Source organism: Phenylobacterium aquaticum (genome assembly GCF_022695515.1).
Taxonomy (GTDB): Bacteria; Pseudomonadota; Alphaproteobacteria; order Caulobacterales; family Caulobacteraceae; genus Phenylobacterium; species Phenylobacterium aquaticum.
The window spans coordinates 29,679-46,591 of sequence record NZ_JALDPT010000001.1 but is presented as its reverse complement, the minus strand read 5'-3'; the positions used below and the strand labels follow the sequence as shown (position 1 = coordinate 46,591).

Annotated in this window: 18 protein-coding genes; 10 read left to right on the top strand and 8 right to left on the bottom strand. The window is 67.4% G+C overall.

All coding sequences use genetic code 11. The annotated features are described in order from the left end of the window. Positions 1-295 precede the first annotated feature (295 nt). The 3 genes from MQH10_RS00225 to MQH10_RS00215 form a co-directional block, all read right to left on the bottom strand. On the bottom strand, positions 296-676 hold the full coding sequence (locus MQH10_RS00225; RefSeq protein ID WP_242562066.1) for a response regulator: 381 nt from the start codon (positions 674-676) through the stop codon (positions 296-298). Between the two features lie 67 nt (positions 677-743). Beyond that, positions 744-998 (bottom strand): hypothetical protein, encoded by a 255-nt coding sequence (locus MQH10_RS00220; RefSeq protein ID WP_242562065.1) that lies wholly within the window; start codon positions 996-998, stop codon positions 744-746. Between the two features lie 124 nt (positions 999-1,122). Then, positions 1,123-1,557 carry a hypothetical protein gene (locus MQH10_RS00215; protein ID WP_242562064.1) on the bottom strand — a complete coding sequence of 145 codons (435 nt, stop codon included), beginning with the start codon at positions 1,555-1,557 and terminating at the stop codon, positions 1,123-1,125. Between the two features lie 343 nt (positions 1,558-1,900). Between MQH10_RS00215 and MQH10_RS00210 the strand changes: the two genes are divergently transcribed. Together MQH10_RS00210 and MQH10_RS00205 are read left to right on the top strand one after the other, a co-directional pair. Beyond that, a complete protein-coding gene (locus MQH10_RS00210) occupies positions 1,901-2,578 on the top strand; it encodes a winged helix-turn-helix domain-containing protein (protein WP_242562063.1) in 678 nt (225 codons plus the stop codon). Continuing rightward, positions 2,565-4,010 (top strand): sensor histidine kinase, encoded by a 1,446-nt coding sequence (locus tag MQH10_RS00205; protein WP_242562062.1) that lies wholly within the window; start codon positions 2,565-2,567, stop codon positions 4,008-4,010. Before MQH10_RS00210 ends, MQH10_RS00205 begins: the two co-directional genes overlap by 14 nt. Here MQH10_RS00205 and MQH10_RS00200 read toward each other — a convergent pair. Next, complete coding sequence (locus MQH10_RS00200; protein ID WP_242562061.1) at positions 3,970-4,302, bottom strand: hypothetical protein; 333 nt, start codon at positions 4,300-4,302, stop codon at positions 3,970-3,972. The genes MQH10_RS00205 and MQH10_RS00200 overlap by 41 nt on opposite strands. Positions 4,303-4,681: 379 nt before the next feature. Between MQH10_RS00200 and fliQ the strand changes: the two genes are divergently transcribed. The 4 genes from fliQ (at position 4,682) to MQH10_RS00180 (ending at position 6,912) form a co-directional block, all read left to right on the top strand. After that, complete coding sequence (gene fliQ, locus MQH10_RS00195) at positions 4,682-4,948, top strand: flagellar biosynthesis protein FliQ (protein ID WP_242562362.1); 267 nt, start codon at positions 4,682-4,684, stop codon at positions 4,946-4,948. A 111-nt stretch (positions 4,949-5,059) separates the two neighbouring features. After that, the gene (locus tag MQH10_RS00190) at positions 5,060-5,713 is read left to right on the top strand and encodes a c-type cytochrome (RefSeq protein WP_242562060.1); all 654 of its coding nucleotides are present in this window, start codon (positions 5,060-5,062) and stop codon (positions 5,711-5,713) included. A 55-nt stretch (positions 5,714-5,768) separates the two neighbouring features. Then, the gene (locus tag MQH10_RS00185) at positions 5,769-6,686 is read left to right on the top strand and encodes an NAD(P)/FAD-dependent oxidoreductase (protein WP_242562059.1); all 918 of its coding nucleotides are present in this window, start codon (positions 5,769-5,771) and stop codon (positions 6,684-6,686) included. 37 nt (positions 6,687-6,723) lie between these two features. Continuing rightward, a complete protein-coding gene (locus MQH10_RS00180) occupies positions 6,724-6,912 on the top strand; it encodes a hypothetical protein (RefSeq protein ID WP_242562058.1) in 189 nt (62 codons plus the stop codon). Between the two features lie 751 nt (positions 6,913-7,663). On the opposite strand, the gene MQH10_RS26235 is transcribed toward MQH10_RS00180, so the two are convergent. The 3 genes from MQH10_RS26235 to MQH10_RS00170 all read right to left on the bottom strand — a co-directional run bounded on the left by MQH10_RS26235 (position 7,664) and on the right by MQH10_RS00170 (position 10,204). Continuing rightward, on the bottom strand, positions 7,664-8,269 hold the full coding sequence (locus MQH10_RS26235; protein ID WP_272886622.1) for a TonB-dependent receptor: 606 nt from the start codon (positions 8,267-8,269) through the stop codon (positions 7,664-7,666). A gap of 11 nt (positions 8,270-8,280) precedes the next feature. Beyond that, positions 8,281-9,783 carry a TonB-dependent receptor gene (locus MQH10_RS26230; RefSeq protein WP_336605016.1) on the bottom strand — a complete coding sequence of 501 codons (1,503 nt, stop codon included), beginning with the start codon at positions 9,781-9,783 and terminating at the stop codon, positions 8,281-8,283. 85 nt (positions 9,784-9,868) lie between these two features. Beyond that, a complete protein-coding gene (locus MQH10_RS00170; protein WP_242562057.1) occupies positions 9,869-10,204 on the bottom strand; it encodes a hypothetical protein in 336 nt (111 codons plus the stop codon). A gap of 186 nt (positions 10,205-10,390) precedes the next feature. On the opposite strand from MQH10_RS00170, the gene MQH10_RS00165 reads away from it, so the two are divergent. The 3 genes from MQH10_RS00165 to MQH10_RS00155 all read left to right on the top strand — a co-directional run bounded on the left by MQH10_RS00165 (position 10,391) and on the right by MQH10_RS00155 (position 14,396). Beyond that, on the top strand, positions 10,391-10,684 hold the full coding sequence (locus tag MQH10_RS00165) for a hypothetical protein (RefSeq protein WP_242562056.1): 294 nt from the start codon (positions 10,391-10,393) through the stop codon (positions 10,682-10,684). A 368-nt stretch (positions 10,685-11,052) separates the two neighbouring features. Then, on the top strand, positions 11,053-13,689 hold the full coding sequence (locus tag MQH10_RS00160) for a vitamin K epoxide reductase family protein (protein WP_242562055.1): 2,637 nt from the start codon (positions 11,053-11,055) through the stop codon (positions 13,687-13,689). Between the two features lie 59 nt (positions 13,690-13,748). Continuing rightward, the gene (locus tag MQH10_RS00155; protein ID WP_242562054.1) at positions 13,749-14,396 is read left to right on the top strand and encodes a DsbA family protein; all 648 of its coding nucleotides are present in this window, start codon (positions 13,749-13,751) and stop codon (positions 14,394-14,396) included. Between the two features lie 297 nt (positions 14,397-14,693). Here the strand turns inward: MQH10_RS00155 and MQH10_RS00150 are convergent, their stop codons facing one another. Further along, on the bottom strand, positions 14,694-15,512 hold the full coding sequence (locus MQH10_RS00150; RefSeq protein WP_242562053.1) for a transporter: 819 nt from the start codon (positions 15,510-15,512) through the stop codon (positions 14,694-14,696). 238 nt (positions 15,513-15,750) lie between these two features. Here MQH10_RS00150 and MQH10_RS00145 point away from each other — a divergent pair, with 238 nt between their 5' ends. Further along, positions 15,751-16,857, top strand: coding sequence for an aspartyl protease family protein (locus tag MQH10_RS00145; RefSeq protein ID WP_242562052.1), 1,107 nt, complete (start codon positions 15,751-15,753; stop codon positions 16,855-16,857). The last annotated feature ends 56 nt before the right edge of the window (positions 16,858-16,913 follow it).

Genomic DNA, 16,913 nt, shown 5'->3' with positions numbered 1-16,913 from the left:
AGGATCGGGATCAGCGTCACTCGGGTGGTCGGTCCTGTAGCCTGCGGCTAGCTTCATTAAACATTACCATTATTGGAAGGTTTAGGCTGTGGATTAGTGGCGTGCTGCATTCTGCTCTCGGGGACGGACATACTCACTGCTCTCGGGGACGGACATACTCAGCAAACTGCCCCGTTTGGCGGCTACTTGCTTTTCCCCCACGCTCTCGCCAACCAGATCAGCCCCCATGCTGCCTCCCACGCCCGCTGGCCGTCCAGCAGTCACGTCGGCGCCCCCCGATGAGGCCGCTTGCACGCTATGAGCGTCCCGAGAGCGCTCCAGCCACGCACTCCACGAGTTGCGCGCTCGTGAACGGCTTGGGTAGCGTAGCGTCAGCGCCGAGCATGGCGGCCGTACGGAGAAGCTGGCTGACTTCGATGAAGCCGAAGCCGCCGCTAATCGCCACGATCCGGGTCGAGGGCCAGCGCCGCCGGACTTCCATAATCACTTCGACGCCGTCCTTGTCCGGCATCAACAGATCGGTCAGCAGCACGTCCGGCCGTCGCGCCATCAGCGCGATGGCCGCCCGGCCGCCGTCGGCCTGCAAGCAGTCATAGCCGGCGTCCGCCAGGATCTCAGAGATCAGGTCCCGGCATGCGGGGTCGTCTTCCACGACCAGGACGACCTCGCGACCCATAAGACTCCGTCCCCCCGCCCAGACACTCGGGTCCTAAAGGGCTTACGCGGGAGATCGCGCCTCGCCCTCATCCCGCTCGTGGCGGCGCTTCGGAGACCTGAGGGGCGAAATGCTGGGCGTATCGCCGGCGGGCCAGGAGCCTTTTGTCGCGATCGAACACAAGGACCTCGGCGCAACCACCCTGGGCGGCCGCCTGTTGGGCGAGTTGCTTGGCCTTGGCTTCCGCGCGCCCCCCGGAGAGGAACATGAGCGGTAGGCCCGAAGGTTGTTCGACCGCCCAGCCACCCGGAACCGGCACGACCGAATAGGTCCAGGTCTCCATCTTTGGCTCCCTCCCGTCCAGGCGTGCCTTACGCCCCGAAACTACACCCTCACAGATGCCTTGCGACGCCCTTTCGTGAAGCGATCGCGCTTGGCCGCGCGGCGACGAGCTCGAGGACTTGGATTCAATGGCTACGGCCGCCCCCGCCGTGCCCAGCGCCGAAATGGCCACCGCCACCGTGGCCGAAGCTTGAGTGGCCTCCGCCGAAGTGGCCGCCGCCTTGGTGGCCGCCACTGAAGAAGCTGAGGCCGAAGGAGCCGTAGAACGGCCTTGAATAGTAGCTCGGCCCCCAAGGATCGTAAGCATAGGAGGAATAGCGCGGGCGGGGCGGCGGAGCCGCATCGGTGGCGACCGGCACGACGCAGACGGCCTCCGCCGGCAGGGCCGGGTCGGCCGATGGCGGCAAGGCCGGCGTCGTCGCGATCGCGCCCGGACTGCCGCACGGCACGACGTAATAGACGAACGGCGGCGGGGCGGGACCGACGGGCTGTGCGACGCCGATGGCCGGCGCAGCTAGTCCGGCGGTCGCCATCGCAATTGCTCGGATGATTTTGATCATGATGGGCGCTCCTCTTCGGCGCCAAGCGATCTGACCAGATTGACCCGCCAGGTGTCGTACGCATGGGAGCGGGATGAATTCTGTTTCATCATGGCGGCTCCGAAGCCCCGACCGCGAACATGAAATCGAGTTCACGCCGGCCCCACTCGCCTGAAAGTTCCCGGCCGCATCTTGGTCGGTGGCGGCGCGTTGACGCCGAGCGGTCCACCTGCCCCCCGGTGGACGCGCTTAAGGCGCCGGCCAAGGCCGCCAGCTGCCGGTCGATCCCGCCGGCAGCTGGCGGCGATCGCCGAGACCGACATGCCCCCTGGATCGGACGCCAAGGACCCTTCAGACTCTGACCATGAAGCTTCTCCTGATCGAGGATGACCGCACGACGGCGAGCTACGTCCAGCAGGGCTTGGCGGAGCTCGGTCACGCCTGCGACCACGCGGAAACGGGGCTCGACGGGCTGACGGCTGCGCTCACGAACCCCTACGACGCGATTATCCTCGATCGGAACCTGCCGCAGCTGGATGGCCTGTCCGTCCTGCAAGCGCTACGGTCGCAGGGCCAGAGGACGCCGGTGCTGATCCTCAGCGCGCTCGGGCAGGTCGATGATCGGATCAAGGGCCTGGACGCGGGCAGCGACGACTATCTGACAAAGCCGTTTTCGTTCGGGGAACTGATGGCGCGGATCGCCGCCATCGTCCGGCGGGGTTCCGGCGCGGCCACGGCCACCACGACCCTGCAGGTGGGCGATCTGGAGCTGGACCTCTTGGCGCGCTCGGCCAAGCGGGGCGCCCGGCGCATCGAGCTGCTCAACAAGGAGTTCCAACTCCTCGAATACTTCATGCGCCATGCTGGCCAGGTCGTGACACGCACCATGCTTCTCGAAGCTGCGTGGGACTACAGCTTCGATCCCGGAACCAATGTCATTGACGTCCACGTGAGCCGGCTTCGCGGCAAGCTGGAACACGCGGAGGAGCCGCCGCTGCTGCACACGGTTCGCGGCGCCGGTTACCAGCTTGACGCGCGCTAAGCCGCCCCGGCGCCGACCGCAGGCGGCGGCGTTCCGCGGCGCCCTGTGGATCACGCTGATCGCCGTGGTCACGACCGTGGTGGCGCTGAGCGTCCAGCATTTTCAGACCGTCCGGGTGCTGAAGATCGAACTCGAGCACCTGCTCGAAGGCGAGGCGGACGCGCTCGTCCTCCGCTATCGTGACGGCGGCCTGGGCGGCCTGGCCAGCTACATCGATGAGCAGACCCGGACGCAGCGGCGCGACGTGGTCTATATGGTTTCCGACGGCGCCGGGCGGCGTCTGGCCGGCAATGTCTTGGTCTGGCCAGGCGGGTTGGCGGCCGAGCACCTGGCCATTACCACCGTGCAGGTGCGGCGAGGCGGTCAGGTCCAATCGAGACGAATCGAGGCCGAGGTCCGCACCCTCGGGCCGGACACGCGGCTCTTGGTCGGGCACTTGGCGGACAGCCGCATCGCGCTCGGACGTCGCTATTGGGTGTCCCTCGCCCTGTCGGTGCTGGCCACCGCCGTGCTCGGGTCGAGCCTCGGCTGGCTCGTCAGCCGGCGCGGCGTGCGCGTCGTGCGGGCGGCGGCCGACACGGGCGATCGATTCCTAAGCGGTCACTTGGATGAGCGGCTCAAGGTCTCACCCCGCGACGACGAATTCGATCGCCTGGCCGAGGTGTTCAACGCCTGCCTCGACGAGATCGAGCGCATGGTCCGGTCGCTCCGCGCCGCCACCGATGGCCTCGGACACGACCTGAAAACGCCGCTCACACGCATCAAGGCGCGGCTGGAATTGGCGGCGCTACGTGGGCACGAGGCTCCGCAGCAGGACATTCTGGCGGAGACGGCGCGCGATCTCGACGCCCTCTTGGCTTTGGTGAACGGGCTGCTGGTGCTGGCCAGGGCTGACGCCACCACGGCCGATAGCTTCGTGCCGCTCGACCTCGCTGCGGTCGCCGAAGAGGCCTACGACCTCTACGCGCCGCTGGCAGAGGACGCGGGTCAGCATCTCCTGCTTCGACTCTCGCCGGCGCCGACGCGTGGAGTTTCAAGCCTACTCCTCCACGCAACCGCCAACCTGATCGACAACGCCATCAAGCATGGGAGCCCAGGCGGCCAGATCGTCGTCGCCACGAGAATCGACGGTGCGGCCAGCAGCCTCACCATTGGCGACCGAGGGCCGGGAATCGCTCCGGACGCGCGCGAACGGGCCGTGCAGCGCTTCAGCCGGCTGGACGAGAGCCGCTCCACGCCCGGCAGCGGCCTTGGGCTATCCCTCGTGGCGACCGTCGCGCGGGTCCATCGTGGCCAGCTCGTGCTGGCGGACAATCAGCCCGGGCTCAGGGCGGAGCTACGCTTGCCGCTGAGCCCGGACCGGGACCTGCGCCTCGCCCGCGCCAAGGAGGTCACCGGTGAGACTGGCCGGGTGATCGGAACGGAAGGGTGAAGCGCGCGCCCCAGCCGCCATAGGTGCGGTTGGGCGCGTATCCATAGGCGCCGTATGGACGGGTGGGGCCGACCGCGGAATCGTAGCTGCGGCGGGCGCCGTAGTCGTAGCGCGCGCCACCGTCGTAAGCGCGGTCGTCCTGGTACGTTCTTGCGGCGCCGTAAGGGTTTGAGCGCCAGGCGCTGACCGATGGCGCGTAGGGCGCGCCGGGATGGGCATATGGCTGCGCCGAGGCGGCCGAGGCCATCGTGAGGGCCGCCGTCGCGGCGGCGGCGGCAAGAAAGCGTTGCATGGGAGGCTCCTTGGACTGGCCGACGAGAGGTCGGCGATGAGGAGCGTTGTCGCCCACGCGGATGTCGTGGACCGCAAGCGGACGTGACATCCGGTTTAGGCGATCAGGTGCGCGCTGAGGGATCGCCGGGACCCGGCGCGTAACCCCATTAGCAGTGCTGACAGGGGAATCCTGTGGTCCGCCGGAAGACGAGACTTGATCGCACGAGCGGGCGCCGGCGCGGCCCGCTTTTCTGGACGGCGGCGCTCCTCGTCGCCGCCGTTATTGTCGGACTGACCGCCTATGAAGTCGTCGGAACCAACACGTCCAAGGCCGATGACCGGATCTGGATCTCCGATCCACATCGAGATTACCACGGGTTCGCGCCCGCGCCACGGCGCTGATGGAGGGCGCCGAAGTCCTCGACGTGGCGCGCGACGCCATCTGGCTGACGGTGCAGATCTCGGCGCCGGTCTTGATCGTTGGCCTGGTTGTCGGGGTCGCGATCGGTCTTTTGCAGGCCCTGACGCAAATCCAGGAGCAGACGCTCGTCTACGCCCCGAAGATCGTGGCGATCTTCATCGCGCTCCTGATCTTCCTGCCGATGATGGCCGCCCTCATGAAGGGCTTCATGGAGCACATCGCGCAACGGATCGCGGCGATGTAGCGGCACGCGGCGGCGGCGGACCTCACGACATTAAACCAAATTCATGTTCGAGACAGGCGCCGCCCACGGCGTCCATCGCAGTCTCGTAGATCTCATAGGGAGGGAAGACCGATGCACGTGATGGGGTGGGATCTGAGGCATCCGAGGACGCATCTCGGGATCGTCGTGGTGCTGGGCGCGGCTGGGCTGCTCGTGGCGGTGGCCATAGGCGTGACGATCGGCCTGGGGCTTTACAACATCGGGGCAGACGCACCTCACACGCGGCCGGTCTACAAGGTGCTGGAAACCCTGCGCGACCGGTCCATCAGTGTCCGAGCGGCGGGCGTCAAGGCGCCGGCGAACTTGAACGACCCCAAGCGGATCGCGAGCGGTGCGGGGCTGTACACCGAGATGTGCAGCGGCTGCCACCTGGCGCCTGGCCTCGAAAAAACCGAGATGAGCCAAGGGCTCTATCCGCAAGCCCCTGAGCTCTGGCGGCACGCAGACCTCTCCGCAGGCGAGCAGTTCTGGGCGATCAAACACGGTATCAAGATGACCGCCATGCCGGCCTGGGGGCGAACCCACAGCGACGAGCTGATATGGGACATGGTGGCCTTTGTCCGCCAGCTGCCCAAGATGTCGCCCGCACAATACCAGGCGGCCATTAAGAGCGCGCCGGCCGACCACGACGAGATGATGAAGGAAGGCGGGATGCCGGGCATGGCGATGCCCGGGATGGCGATGCCGCCCAAGGAGCCGGACGGGCATGCCGGCGATGGCCACTGAGCCGCAGATGCACGAGAGCCCCCGCCCGAGCGAAGACGTCGATCCGAAGCCTCCCGTGGACGACATCTTCGATTGTCTCATCCTGGGCGCGGGACCGGCCGGCCTCGCTGCGGCGCTCTATCTGCGGCGGTTTCGCCGAAGTATCTTGGTCGCCGACGCCGGACAGAGCCGTGCGGCGTTGATCCCACGCAGTCATAACGTCCCCGGTTTCGCCGGGGGTATTCGCGGGCTGGACCTGCTCGCCCAACTGCGCGAGCAACTGGCGCCGTTCGGCCCGGTGGACTGGGCGGGCCAAGTGACGGGCTTGGAGCGCGTGGACGAAACCCTTTGGCGTGCGACCTTCGCGGATCGGGCTGTCCTCGGCCGCACCGTCCTCTTCGCCACCGGCGTGGTTGACCGGCGCCCGCCGATCTCCGAGCCCGAGCAGGCGATCCATGATGGACTGCTTCGGTTCTGTCCCATATGTGACGGCTTCGAAGCCATGCTGGATAGGATTGCCGTCATCGGCATGGACGATCACGCCGCAAACGAGGCGCTGTTCCTCCGCGCTTACAGCCCCAGCGTTAGTTTGTTGACCCTTGGTCCGAACCATGCGGTCTCGCGTGCGAGCCGCGACGCCCTCGACGCAGCGGGCGTACCGCTGATCGCTGTGCAGGCCGATAGCCTGAAGGTCGAAGGCGGCCGGCTGCACGCCTGGCGGATGGATGGATCAGAGCTCGAACCGTTCGAAGTAATCTACGGCGCGCTGGGCGTTGAGCCGCAGTCGGGCCTCGCCGAGGCGATCGGCGTCGTTGTCGACGGTTCGGGATGCATCCTCGTGGATGAGCACCAGCGCACCTTCCTCCCGGGCGTCTATGCCGCGGGAGACGTCGCGCGGGGCCTCGACCAGATCAGCGTCGCTGTCGGTGAGGCGGCGATCGCCGCGACCTCCATCCACAATAGCCTCCCGCCTGTGCGTACCGTCCATGACTGAGGTGTCGCGGCCACGATCCGCGCGCTCAGGAGCCGCGGTGTCCACCATCACGGTCTATCACTTCACCTGCTCGACAGGCGGCGCCCCCGCCGCGGCCAGTCGCTTGGCGACGCGCGAAGCGATTGAAGCCCTGCCCGGCGCCGTGCGCATCCTCTGCGCCGGGGTCGGAGTCGATCCCGCGGCGGTGGAGAATGGGTTCCTGCGCGCGGACTACGACTGGATGTAAGTGGCGCCGAGCCCGTTTCGGTGCGGCGAGGTCAGTAGCTCCTCGCCCCCGGGCCGTGGGCTCAACTTGACCCCCGGAGAGCTCAGGACCCGTCAGCTTGGCCGGCAACCGGCCGCCCGCCATGCTCGGAGTCCGGCATCGTGGTCACCAACCATGGTGGTGGTCAACGTGGTGGGGATGGTGATGGCCGCCGTAACCGTAGCCAGCGTGTCCGCCAGATCCGTAGCTGTAGCCTGGAGCCACACTTGGTCCGTACCAGACGCGCGTCCCATGCGGATAGACGTAGACCCGAGGACCTGGCGTCCAATACGGCGCAGAGTAACCCGAGTAGTCCGAGTAGCCGGCGCCGCCGCGGTAAGCGGGCAGATAATCGCCTCGCGGGTAGGTGCTATAGCCATATTCCACCCACCTCCCCACAGGGCCTCGCAGCATCCGTTCGTGCGCGACTGCGACCGCAGGGAGCGCGAGGGCCGCGCAAAGCAGGATGATCTTCAAACAACGGGTCATGGCGCGCCTCCTGTCGTCACCACAGGTCGCCCCGTCGAACGAGCGGCCTGCGCGCCGGAGAACGCCGAGGAAGAGGGACGCGACCGAGGTGGGCCGCGCCCCCTACCCTGCGTGCGTCGCTGGCGGGGGATCGGGCCAGCGCAGCCACCAGAGCCGATCGGGGCTCTAATCTGGATACGCGCGCCGTGGGCTGCAGCCCTTAAGAGCGCCGAGCACTGCGTGAGCGGGGGTCCACACAGATTGATCAGTAGCTGAGCCGCAGCGACAGCCGCAGGGCGCGGGGCGAGCCGGGGGTGATGTTCGTGTTGCTGTTGGCAGCGGCGTAGTAGCCCCTGTCGAAGACGTTCTCGAGATTGAGCTGCGCCGACACCTGATCGGAGACCTTGTAATAGAGGGCCGCGTCGACACGGGTGAAGCCCGGCAGCGTGACGGCGTTGTCTGTCGAAGCGAAGATGGCGCTGCGGTAGATCACGCCGAGGCCGAGGCCCAGACGCGGCGTCACCTCCACCCGGTTCCACAGCGATGCCGAATGCTTCGGCAACTGAGCCAGGCGCGCGCCGGCGCGCACGGTGGCCGACTGCGTCTGGGTGATCTCTCCGTCCTGGTAGGCGTAACCGCCCACGAGGGTCCATCCGGGCCGCACGACGCCCTCGGCGCCAAGCTCCACGCCCTTGCTGCGTTGACCCTTAACCAGAACCAGACGGGTGGGATCGGCTGGATCGGTCGCGGCCACATTCTCACGATCGAGCTGGTAGATGGCCGCGGTTAGGGAGAAATCGGGGCGCAGGTCCCATTTCACGCCGACCTCCCGGTTGATGAACCGTTCCGGATCGAGCGCCTGGTTGGACAAGGACAACGAACTCAACTGGTCGCCCGCGCGGGCAGGTAAGAGCGGCTGTAGCTGGCGTAGAGGGCGAGCGGTTCCACCGGCTTGAAGACCAGGCCCGCGCGCGGAGACCAGAGCTTGTCCTGTGTCGCGAACACCGCGCCGGTGCGGTTGTTGCGGAAGTTCACGTCGAACCGATCATAGCGCAGGCCGACGATCGCCTGCAGGCGGCCGGTGAGCTGGATCTGGTCCTGCGCGTAGGCCGCGGCGATCTTGGCGAGGCCGTGGTTGTCAGCGTCGGTGGCGCTCTGGCGGTAGGTGACCGGAACCGAGACGGTCGGAGCGGTCAGCGGGACCGTGATCGTGGTCACCGTGGGTCCGACGCCCGTGAAGTAGCCGGTCTGGCGGAAGTTGTCGGTCCTCTGCCGGCCGAACTCGGCGCCCAGCAGCAGCTTGTGGCCGACAGGACCCGTGGCCGCCGACCAGGTGAGGTCCGTCTGGTTGAACAGGTTCTCGCGCCGCGTGGCGTTGTTGTAGGCCGAGAGGGAGACCGCGGTCCCGGCGGCGTTGACTGCCCCCGGATAGACGTTCTGGTAGGCCTTGTCGTAGTCGCCGAAGCTGGTGACGTTGCGCAGGCTGACGCCGCCGAAATCGTGTTCGATGACGCCGCTGGCGACCTTGATCGTGGCGCCCGTGGGACTGCCGGCGGGATCGCCGAAGAAGGTCGAAGGAGGGGTGCGGACCGGCCGTCCCTGGAATGACGGGATCCCGCGATCGGCCACCATGTCGTAGGTGAAATACTCGTAGCTGAGCCGAACGGTCGTCCGCTCGCTCAAGACCAGTCTGGCCGTCGGGTTGACGCCGTAGCGCTCCAGCTGCACCCCATCGCGGTAGCTGTCCGAGTTCTCGTAGACGCCCGTCGCCCGCAGTGAGATTCGATCATTCAGCTGCTGGCGCAGGTCGCCGGTGACGCGGCGGTTGTTCCATGAGCCGCCTTGCAGCACCAACTCGCCACCTCGGGTTCCGTCCGCCTGCCGGGTAACCCGGTTGAGGATCCCGCCGCCGCCGCCGCGGCCGAAGATCATCGCGTTGGGCCCTTTCATCGCTTCGACGCGCTCGACATTGTAGAGATCGCGGAAATACTCGACGTCATCGCGCACGCCGTCGACGAAGAAGTTCGCCGTCGAGCTGACGCCACGCATGATCGGGGCGTTGCGGTTGCCCTCCCCCTGGGCCATCCCCACGCCGGGCATGTAGCGGACCACGTCGGCCATGCCCTGCATCGCCTGGTCATCGATCAACTCGCGCGTCACCACGCTCACCGCCTGCGGCGTGTCGATCAGGGCGGTGGCCGTCTTCGTCGCGGTCCGGGTCTGCTCGACGCCGTAGCCTCCCCGCGCGCCCCGCACCGTCACGCTCGAGACTTCCGTCGCCGCGTCATCCGCCCAGGCTAATCCGGGAGCCAGGAGCGGCAGCAACGAAACGGTCGCGGTGAACAGGGTCGCGCGGCGGACCGCCCATCGAAGGGAGAAGAACACGGTGAAGGCTCCTGCGCAGTTTTGCGGGCCTTCTACGAACCGGCATGCATCTTGTCAATGAGAATGCGACGCATTCTCATAAATGCTAGTATACGGGTGGCGCGGCCGCCGGCGCCGGTGTGGTGTAAGGGTGCAGCATCAGCCGGGGCCGGCCGTGGTGGCCATAGCCGTAATCCCCGACATCGAGCTGCAGGAGACAATTGGCATAGGCTTCAGTGCCCGGCGAGAAGCCGTAGGTGACGCACGCCTGCCGGTGCCGGGCCGCCATCTCCGGGGCGCTAACGCAGCCGCTGAGGACGACCGACAGCAGTGCGCCCGAGACGGTGACGGCGACGCGCTTTGGCGCGCGCCAAGTGCGATCCTGCTCACTCGCAGCACGACCGGGGCCGATCTGGATCGGCGAGGGAACGGGTTCGGGCATGGGTAAGCCTCCAGACGCTGCGGCCTGCTCTAAAGAGCATACGTCCCAGCGAGGTCGGGCCCCTCAAAAGCCGGACGTCGCCATCCCGCTGCGCGACATTTTGCTCTGCTCGGTGATCGGATTGTCGATCTGAGGGCTGGAGCTCGCCTGCCGCGTATCCCCAAGGATGGCGTGAAAGGTGCGCAGATGAGCGAATGCCTGGACCGGCTGATGGCAGACCTGGCGGCGACGCCCACCGATGCGCGTTTCGAGAGCATGGAGAGCGAGGTCATCCGCAGGATCGTCGCCCTGCGGGCGGAGGCCCGCGTCCTGGCGGAGCTCCTACCGGTGCGGGTCGCCTCCGTCGTGCTGGCGCTGGCGATGGGCGTGACCACGGGCGCCGCGCTCGTCGCGTCGGCCATAGTCACGCCGAGGCCCTATGCGGTGCTTTCCAGCGCTGGCCACTTCGCTCCGTCCACTCTTCTTGAGGGGCGAGACTGAGCGTGACGCTCAGATCGCCTTGGACGTCGACTACGGAGGAGGTTCCAGCTTGTTAGTCATGGTGGGGATCGGGAGGGTCTTCCTTGGGCTAGCGCTTCTGGTCCTCGTCACAGCGTGGATCAGCGGGGTGCGCGGCGGGCCAGTCTTTGGTCTTTCCCAGCAGCATCTGCTTGGTGACGCCACTGTGATGGCCCTGCTGGGCATCGGAGCCATGGTCGACGCCTTCTGGCATGCCCGCAACCGCTAGCGCCCCCGCGCCTAGTGCTGGGCGCGGCGGCGGAGAAAAGACTTAGTTCTGCCGGGTAGCCGCGGGTTCGCGCTTATCCTCATAGAGCGAGTCCGGACGACTAAGACCAAGGGAGCGCACGATGGCGGAACGCGAACTCGTACTGGTAACCGGCGGCAGCGGCTTCATCGGCAGCGCGGTGATCAAACGCCTGGCGCAGGACTATCAGGTGGTGGCGCTGGACCGCGCGGGTCCGCCGGCCCCTCCCGCCGAGGCCGAGGCGGTCGATTTCGACCTGGGAACCGACGAGGGGGTCGCCAAGGCCCTGGAGACGGTCCGCGCCCGCTTCGGCGGCCGGATCGCCTCTGTCGTCCACCTGGCCGCCTACTTCGATGTCTCCGGCAAGCCCAATCCGCTCTACGACAAGATCACCGTCCAGGGGGCGCGACGTCTGATCGAGGGCCTCCAAGGGTTCGAGGTCGGCCAGTTCATCCTGGCGAGCACCATGTTGGTGCATCGGCCTACCGACCGGCCGGACGAGACCATCAACGAGGACTCGCCCATCGCGCCGGGCTGGGCCTATCCAGAATCGAAGGTCAGGAGCGAAGCCATCCTGCGCGAGGAGCACGGCGATATTCCTCTCGTGCTGCTGCGCATCGCCGGTGTCTACGACGACCAGGCTCACTCCCCCTTTGTCGCGGAACACGTGGCGCGGATCTATGAGCATCGGCTGACGGCCCACGTCTATCCGGGCATGCTCTGCGCCGGGCAGTCCTTCATCCATCTCGAGGATCTGGTCGACGGGATCGCCAAACTCGTCGCGCGCCGCGCCCAACTGCCCCCCGAGCTTCCGCTGTTGCTCGGCGAGCCAGAGGCGCTCGGCTATGGCGCGGTGCAGGACATCATCGGCCAGACCCTGCACGGCGAGGACTGGGAGACGGTGCGCATCCCCAAGCCGGTCGCCAAGCTGGGCGCCTGGTTGCAGACCGAGGCGCTAGGCGACGAGGCGTTCGTGAAGCCGTGGATGGTCGACCAGTCGAACGACCACTATGTGCTCGACATAACGCGCGCCCGTACCCTGCTCGACTGGACGCCGCGGCACAGTCTCAGGGCCACCCTACCGAAGATCGTGGACGCGCTGAAGCGCGATCCCCAGGGGTGGTACGAGACCAATGGCCTGGATGCTGCGGCCGTGGCCTGGAATCGGCCACAACACGGCGCGTCGCACGCGCCCGGCACGGACGCCGCCGCGCCCGCTGGACGGACCAGAACCGGCGATCCGATGGCGCATCATGTGGACCTAGCGGCTGCGTCCAATGCCGGCCCGGCCAGTCAGCACGCCACACACGGCGGCGGACACGATCACATGGCGATGATGGACGCCGACGCTCGCCGGGTCCGCTGGGCGCACTTCGCCAATATCGGCCTGGGCCTCTGGCTCGCCGCCAGCCCGTTCATCTACGACGGGCTGGGCGCAGCCGCGGCGAGCCCGCTGGTGCGGGCGGTGACCGAAGACCGCGGGCTGGCCAGCCTCGATGTGCGGGCCACAGCCCTCTTCCTCAGCGATCTCCTCAGCGGCCTGGCGATCGCCGGCTTCGGGGCGCTTTCGCTCTCCAAGCGCACCGCCTGGTTCGCCCAATGGGCCAACACCTTCGTGGGCCTTTGGCTGCTCTTCGCGCCGATGCTGTTCTGGACGCCGAGCGCCGCGCAATACCTCAATGACACCCTCGTGGGCGTGCTGGTGATCGCCTTCTCTGTGCTGATCCCGATGATGCCGGGCATGAGCATGGCCGGGATGATGGACCCGAAGAACATCCCGCCCGGTTGGACCTACTGTCCCTCGACCTGGGCGCAGCGCCTGCCGATCGCCATGCTGGGCCTGATCGGCCTGCTGATCTCGCGTGTGCTCACCGCCTATCAGCTCGGGCACATCGACGCGGTGTTCGAGCCTTTCTTCGGCGGCGACCCCACCAACCTGAAGAACGGGACCGAGGAGATCATCACCTCCTCTGTCTCAAAGGCCTGGCCGGTCCCGGACGCGGGCCTGGGCGCGATCAGCTACACCCTCGAGATCCTAATGGCGGTCATGGGCGGGCGCGACCGCTGGCGGACGATGCCGTGGATGGTGACCTTCTTCGGCATCCTGGTGATCCCGCTAGGTGTGGTCAGCATCTACTTCATCATCATCCAGCCGATCGTGATCGGCACCTGGTGCACACTATGCCTGCTGGCCGCGCTGGCGATGCTCATCATGATCCCGTTCGCACTGGATGAGGTAATCGCCATGGGACAGTACCTCTGGTGGGTGCATTGCTCCGGCAAGCCGGTGATCCGCACCTTCTTCCAGGGCGGTCCCGTAGACGGCGGCGAGGTGGACGACGCCGATGCGTTGGCGAGCCCCAGCGCCTTCTGGACGGATTCGGTCCGTGGGATGACCCTGCCCTGGACGCTGGCGGTGAGCGTCGCCGTCGGCGGTCTCCTGATGTTGACGCGGGTCGTGTTCGGAGCCTCCGGCGAGATGGCCAACAGCGACCATGTCGTGGGCGCGCTCGTGATCACGGTCGCGATCATCGCCACCTCGGAGGTCGCCCGCGCGCTCCGGCTGGTGAACGCGGCGCTGGGCCTTTGGCTCGTCGCCGCGCCTTTCCTGCTGAGCGGCGACACGCCGCTGGGCCGCATCGCCAGCATCGCCCTGGGGCTCGCGCTCGTCGCGCTCAGCCTGCCGCGCGGCCGTCGCAGTCGTGAGCATTATGCGAGCTGGGACAGGCTGGTGCTATGAGCTCCGGCGAGCCGCGGGTCGCCCGGCCCGAGGGCGCCGCGGGGCGCGGACCCCGACAGTTGGATCGACGCGCGTGGCTTGGCCTCAGCGCCGCCGGCCTGCTGGGTTGGGGCGTGTCGGCGTGGTTGCGACAGCAGGGCGCGCCGCCGCAGCGACTGGGCGACACGCCCGTCTTCCGCCAGGTCGTGGATGACCCCGGCTCACCTCGGATCGGGCCGACGAATGCGAACGTGACGGTCGTGATCTTCACCGACTACCAGTGTCCGGTCTGTCGTCGCACAGACGCCGCCCTCGGCCGACTGATCGCGCAGGATCTACAGGTCGCGGTCATTTACAAGGATTGGCCGATCCTCGGAGAGACCTCCCGAGCGGCCGCGCAGGTCGCCTTGGCCGCCGCGCGCCAGGGACGCTATGCCGAGGTCCATGTCGCCCTCATGGCGTCACGGGGTGCATTAACTGCGGAACGCATCCGTGACGCCGCCTTGTCGGCGGGCGTCGACTGGTCGCGCCTTGAGGCGGATCGGAGCCGTGACGCCGCGCAGATCGAGGCGCAGCTCGGCCGTCACGCGCTGCAGGCCTTCGCGCTGGGCCTTGAGGGAACGCCGGCCTACCTCGTGGGGCGGCAGCTCGTTCGCGGCGGGCTGGACGATGCCGCCTTGCGGCGGTTGGTGAAGATCGCCCGCGCCGACCGGAGCCGGCACGGATGAGCGCGTGCTGGCCTCGCCTTAGATGCGAACGGGGTCATCTGCACAAAGAAGACGCCAGTTGGCGTCCCGTTGTCCGAACCTCTCCGTGAAACTTCGGACAAGTACGCTACGCCTGCCGTCCTCAAGCTGGCGGACAGGCACCGGAACATTCGGCCTTCGCACCTCCCCGTCTGCCAATATATCTTATGCGAAATCAATGACTTAGGGGCGTTGTGTAATAAGGCGTTTCCGGTGGCTCGCGCGTTTGGCGTTATCGGAAATAGTCTGATCGATCGACACTCGCGCCGTGAGCGGCGCTCAGAACCGCTTGCTGATCCCAGCCGCGACGAAGGGGTGCGGTGGCGTCGAGCCAGCCGCGCCCGTGCCGACGCTGGCGTCCAGCTGGATGTCGTGTCCGAGGATGTAGGCGAGGCCGGCGTCGTAGATCACCGACGTGCGCCCGCCTTTGGTCTCCGGCGACTGGACGCCGGTGTCGACGAAGAAGTTGAGGATCGGGCTCGGGTTGTAGTTGAGGGTCGTGGCGAACAGCCCAGCTTCGTAGGTCCGGCCCCCGCTCTCATAGACCGCCACGCCTACGTTCGGGTTCAACGACCACTTGGGCGCGATGTCCCAGTCGGCGGCCAGGCGCAGGTCGGCGGTCATATGGCTGGTCTTGAACGGGCCGGTGCCGGAGGGCGCGAAGACCCGCAGGATCACGCCCAGCGAAGGCTGCGCAATGCCCGCGGTGTCCTGGAAGTGATATTTCACGCCCAGGGAGACGGGATCGGCGCCCTGGCTCTTGGTGATCCCCGAGGCGGGATCGTTCACCCGGTCCCAGATGTAGGCGCCCGTGGTCTCGACCCGCAGCTCCCAGTCCTTGTTCAGCCCTAGGCGAAGCAACGTCGGCAGGAGAAGGGTCCGGTCCGACACCCCGCCGGAGCGCCGAAACTCTTCCTGCACACCCGTCTCGATCTGGAAGTGACCAGGTCCAACGACATTGCTGCCATCGGCGATGCCCGGACGATCGGGGTTGATGTAGTCGTCGCCCGCAGCGGCCTGCGCCCGGGCGCAGATCGGAGCCGACAGGGCCAAGCCAAGCCCCAGCGCCGCAGCGCAGCCCGAATATGTCCACGTCATGGTCGCCCCTCATCCCGGACCGCGCGACTCAGTGCGATCGCGAATCCACAGGCTCGGCTAAAGTCCTACGATCATTCTCAAGGGCCACAAGCCGGTTAGGGTCATGCTAACGGGCGCCAGGAGCCGACGACCGGGAGCAGCATCCATGCGCAGCGCAAGAAGGTCTCGTCGTCGCGTGCTGCACGGCGTGGGCGCATTGGCTCTGCTGTCGGGCGGAGCAGCGCTAGCAGGCAGAGCGATGAGCACACAAGCCGCCCCGAATTCCGAGGATCAATGGACGCCGCTGCTTCCCGATCCGGACGCAGTGATCGTGACGGGAACGGTGCTCGGCGAGCGCGTGCGGGTCCTGATCGACACCGGCTCGGCCGCGACCATGGTCGACGCCGCCCTCGCGCAGCGGCTCGGTCTGAAGCCTGCGGAGAGTCGCAGCGTCCGCGGTGATATTGGCTCGGTGACACTCGGCGCGGGCGGCGCCCTCGCCTTCGAAGTCGGCGGCGTGAAGCTGGCCACCGACCGCTACTTCGTGACGGACTTCAGGCCAATCTTCGGCGCGGACAGCGGCGCACCCCACCTCATCCTCGGTGTCGACGTGCTGAAGGATGCTGTGCTGGACATCGATTTCCCCGCGCGGCGCCTGGCGATCTGGCCGCGGGCGGGCTTTCAGCCCGGCAAGGACTCTGAACGGTTCGCGGTCGCGCGGAGCGCGCGCGGGCAGCTTTTCATTCCGATCGTGCTCGAAGGGAAGGCGCCGGTCGACGCCGCCCTCGATCTAGGCAGTTCCAACCCGCTGACCGTCTCGCCAACCCTGGCGGAGGCGCTGGGCCTGCTGAACGGTCGCCAGGTCTCGTCAGCCGCTACGGGCGGCGTCGACGGCATTTCGATCAGTCGCACCATCTCTGTGTCGACGCTGCGACTTGGGCAGGACCAACTGAACGACGTGCCCTGCGAGATTCTGGCGAAGACCGACGCCACCCTGGCGCCGGCCAAACTGGGTCTGCCGGTCCTCGAGCGCTACGGATTCGCGCTGGATGTGGCGGGCGGAGCGCTCTGGCTGCGGCCGGCGCGACGCCTGCTCGCGGCGCCCTTCCAGCGCGACCTCTCGGGCCTGGGCCTCGCCCTAGAAGCCGACCGGCTTCGGGTGGTTCACGTCGCGGTGGGCGGCCCGGCGGCCCTGGCCGGTTGGCGCGAGGGCGAGAACATCATCGCCGTGAACGGCGTGCCGATCGGGCCGGACTACGTGACGGGAGGGTTGGCGCGGTGGCGCTACGGGCCGGCAGGCGGCAAGGCCGTGCTGTCGCTGTCGGACGGATCTGAGCGCACGCTGGTGCTGCAACGCTATTATTGAGGCGCGCGCTCGAGGACCGGTGACCCGCGGGCGCGTCCCTCCACTCTTCATCATGA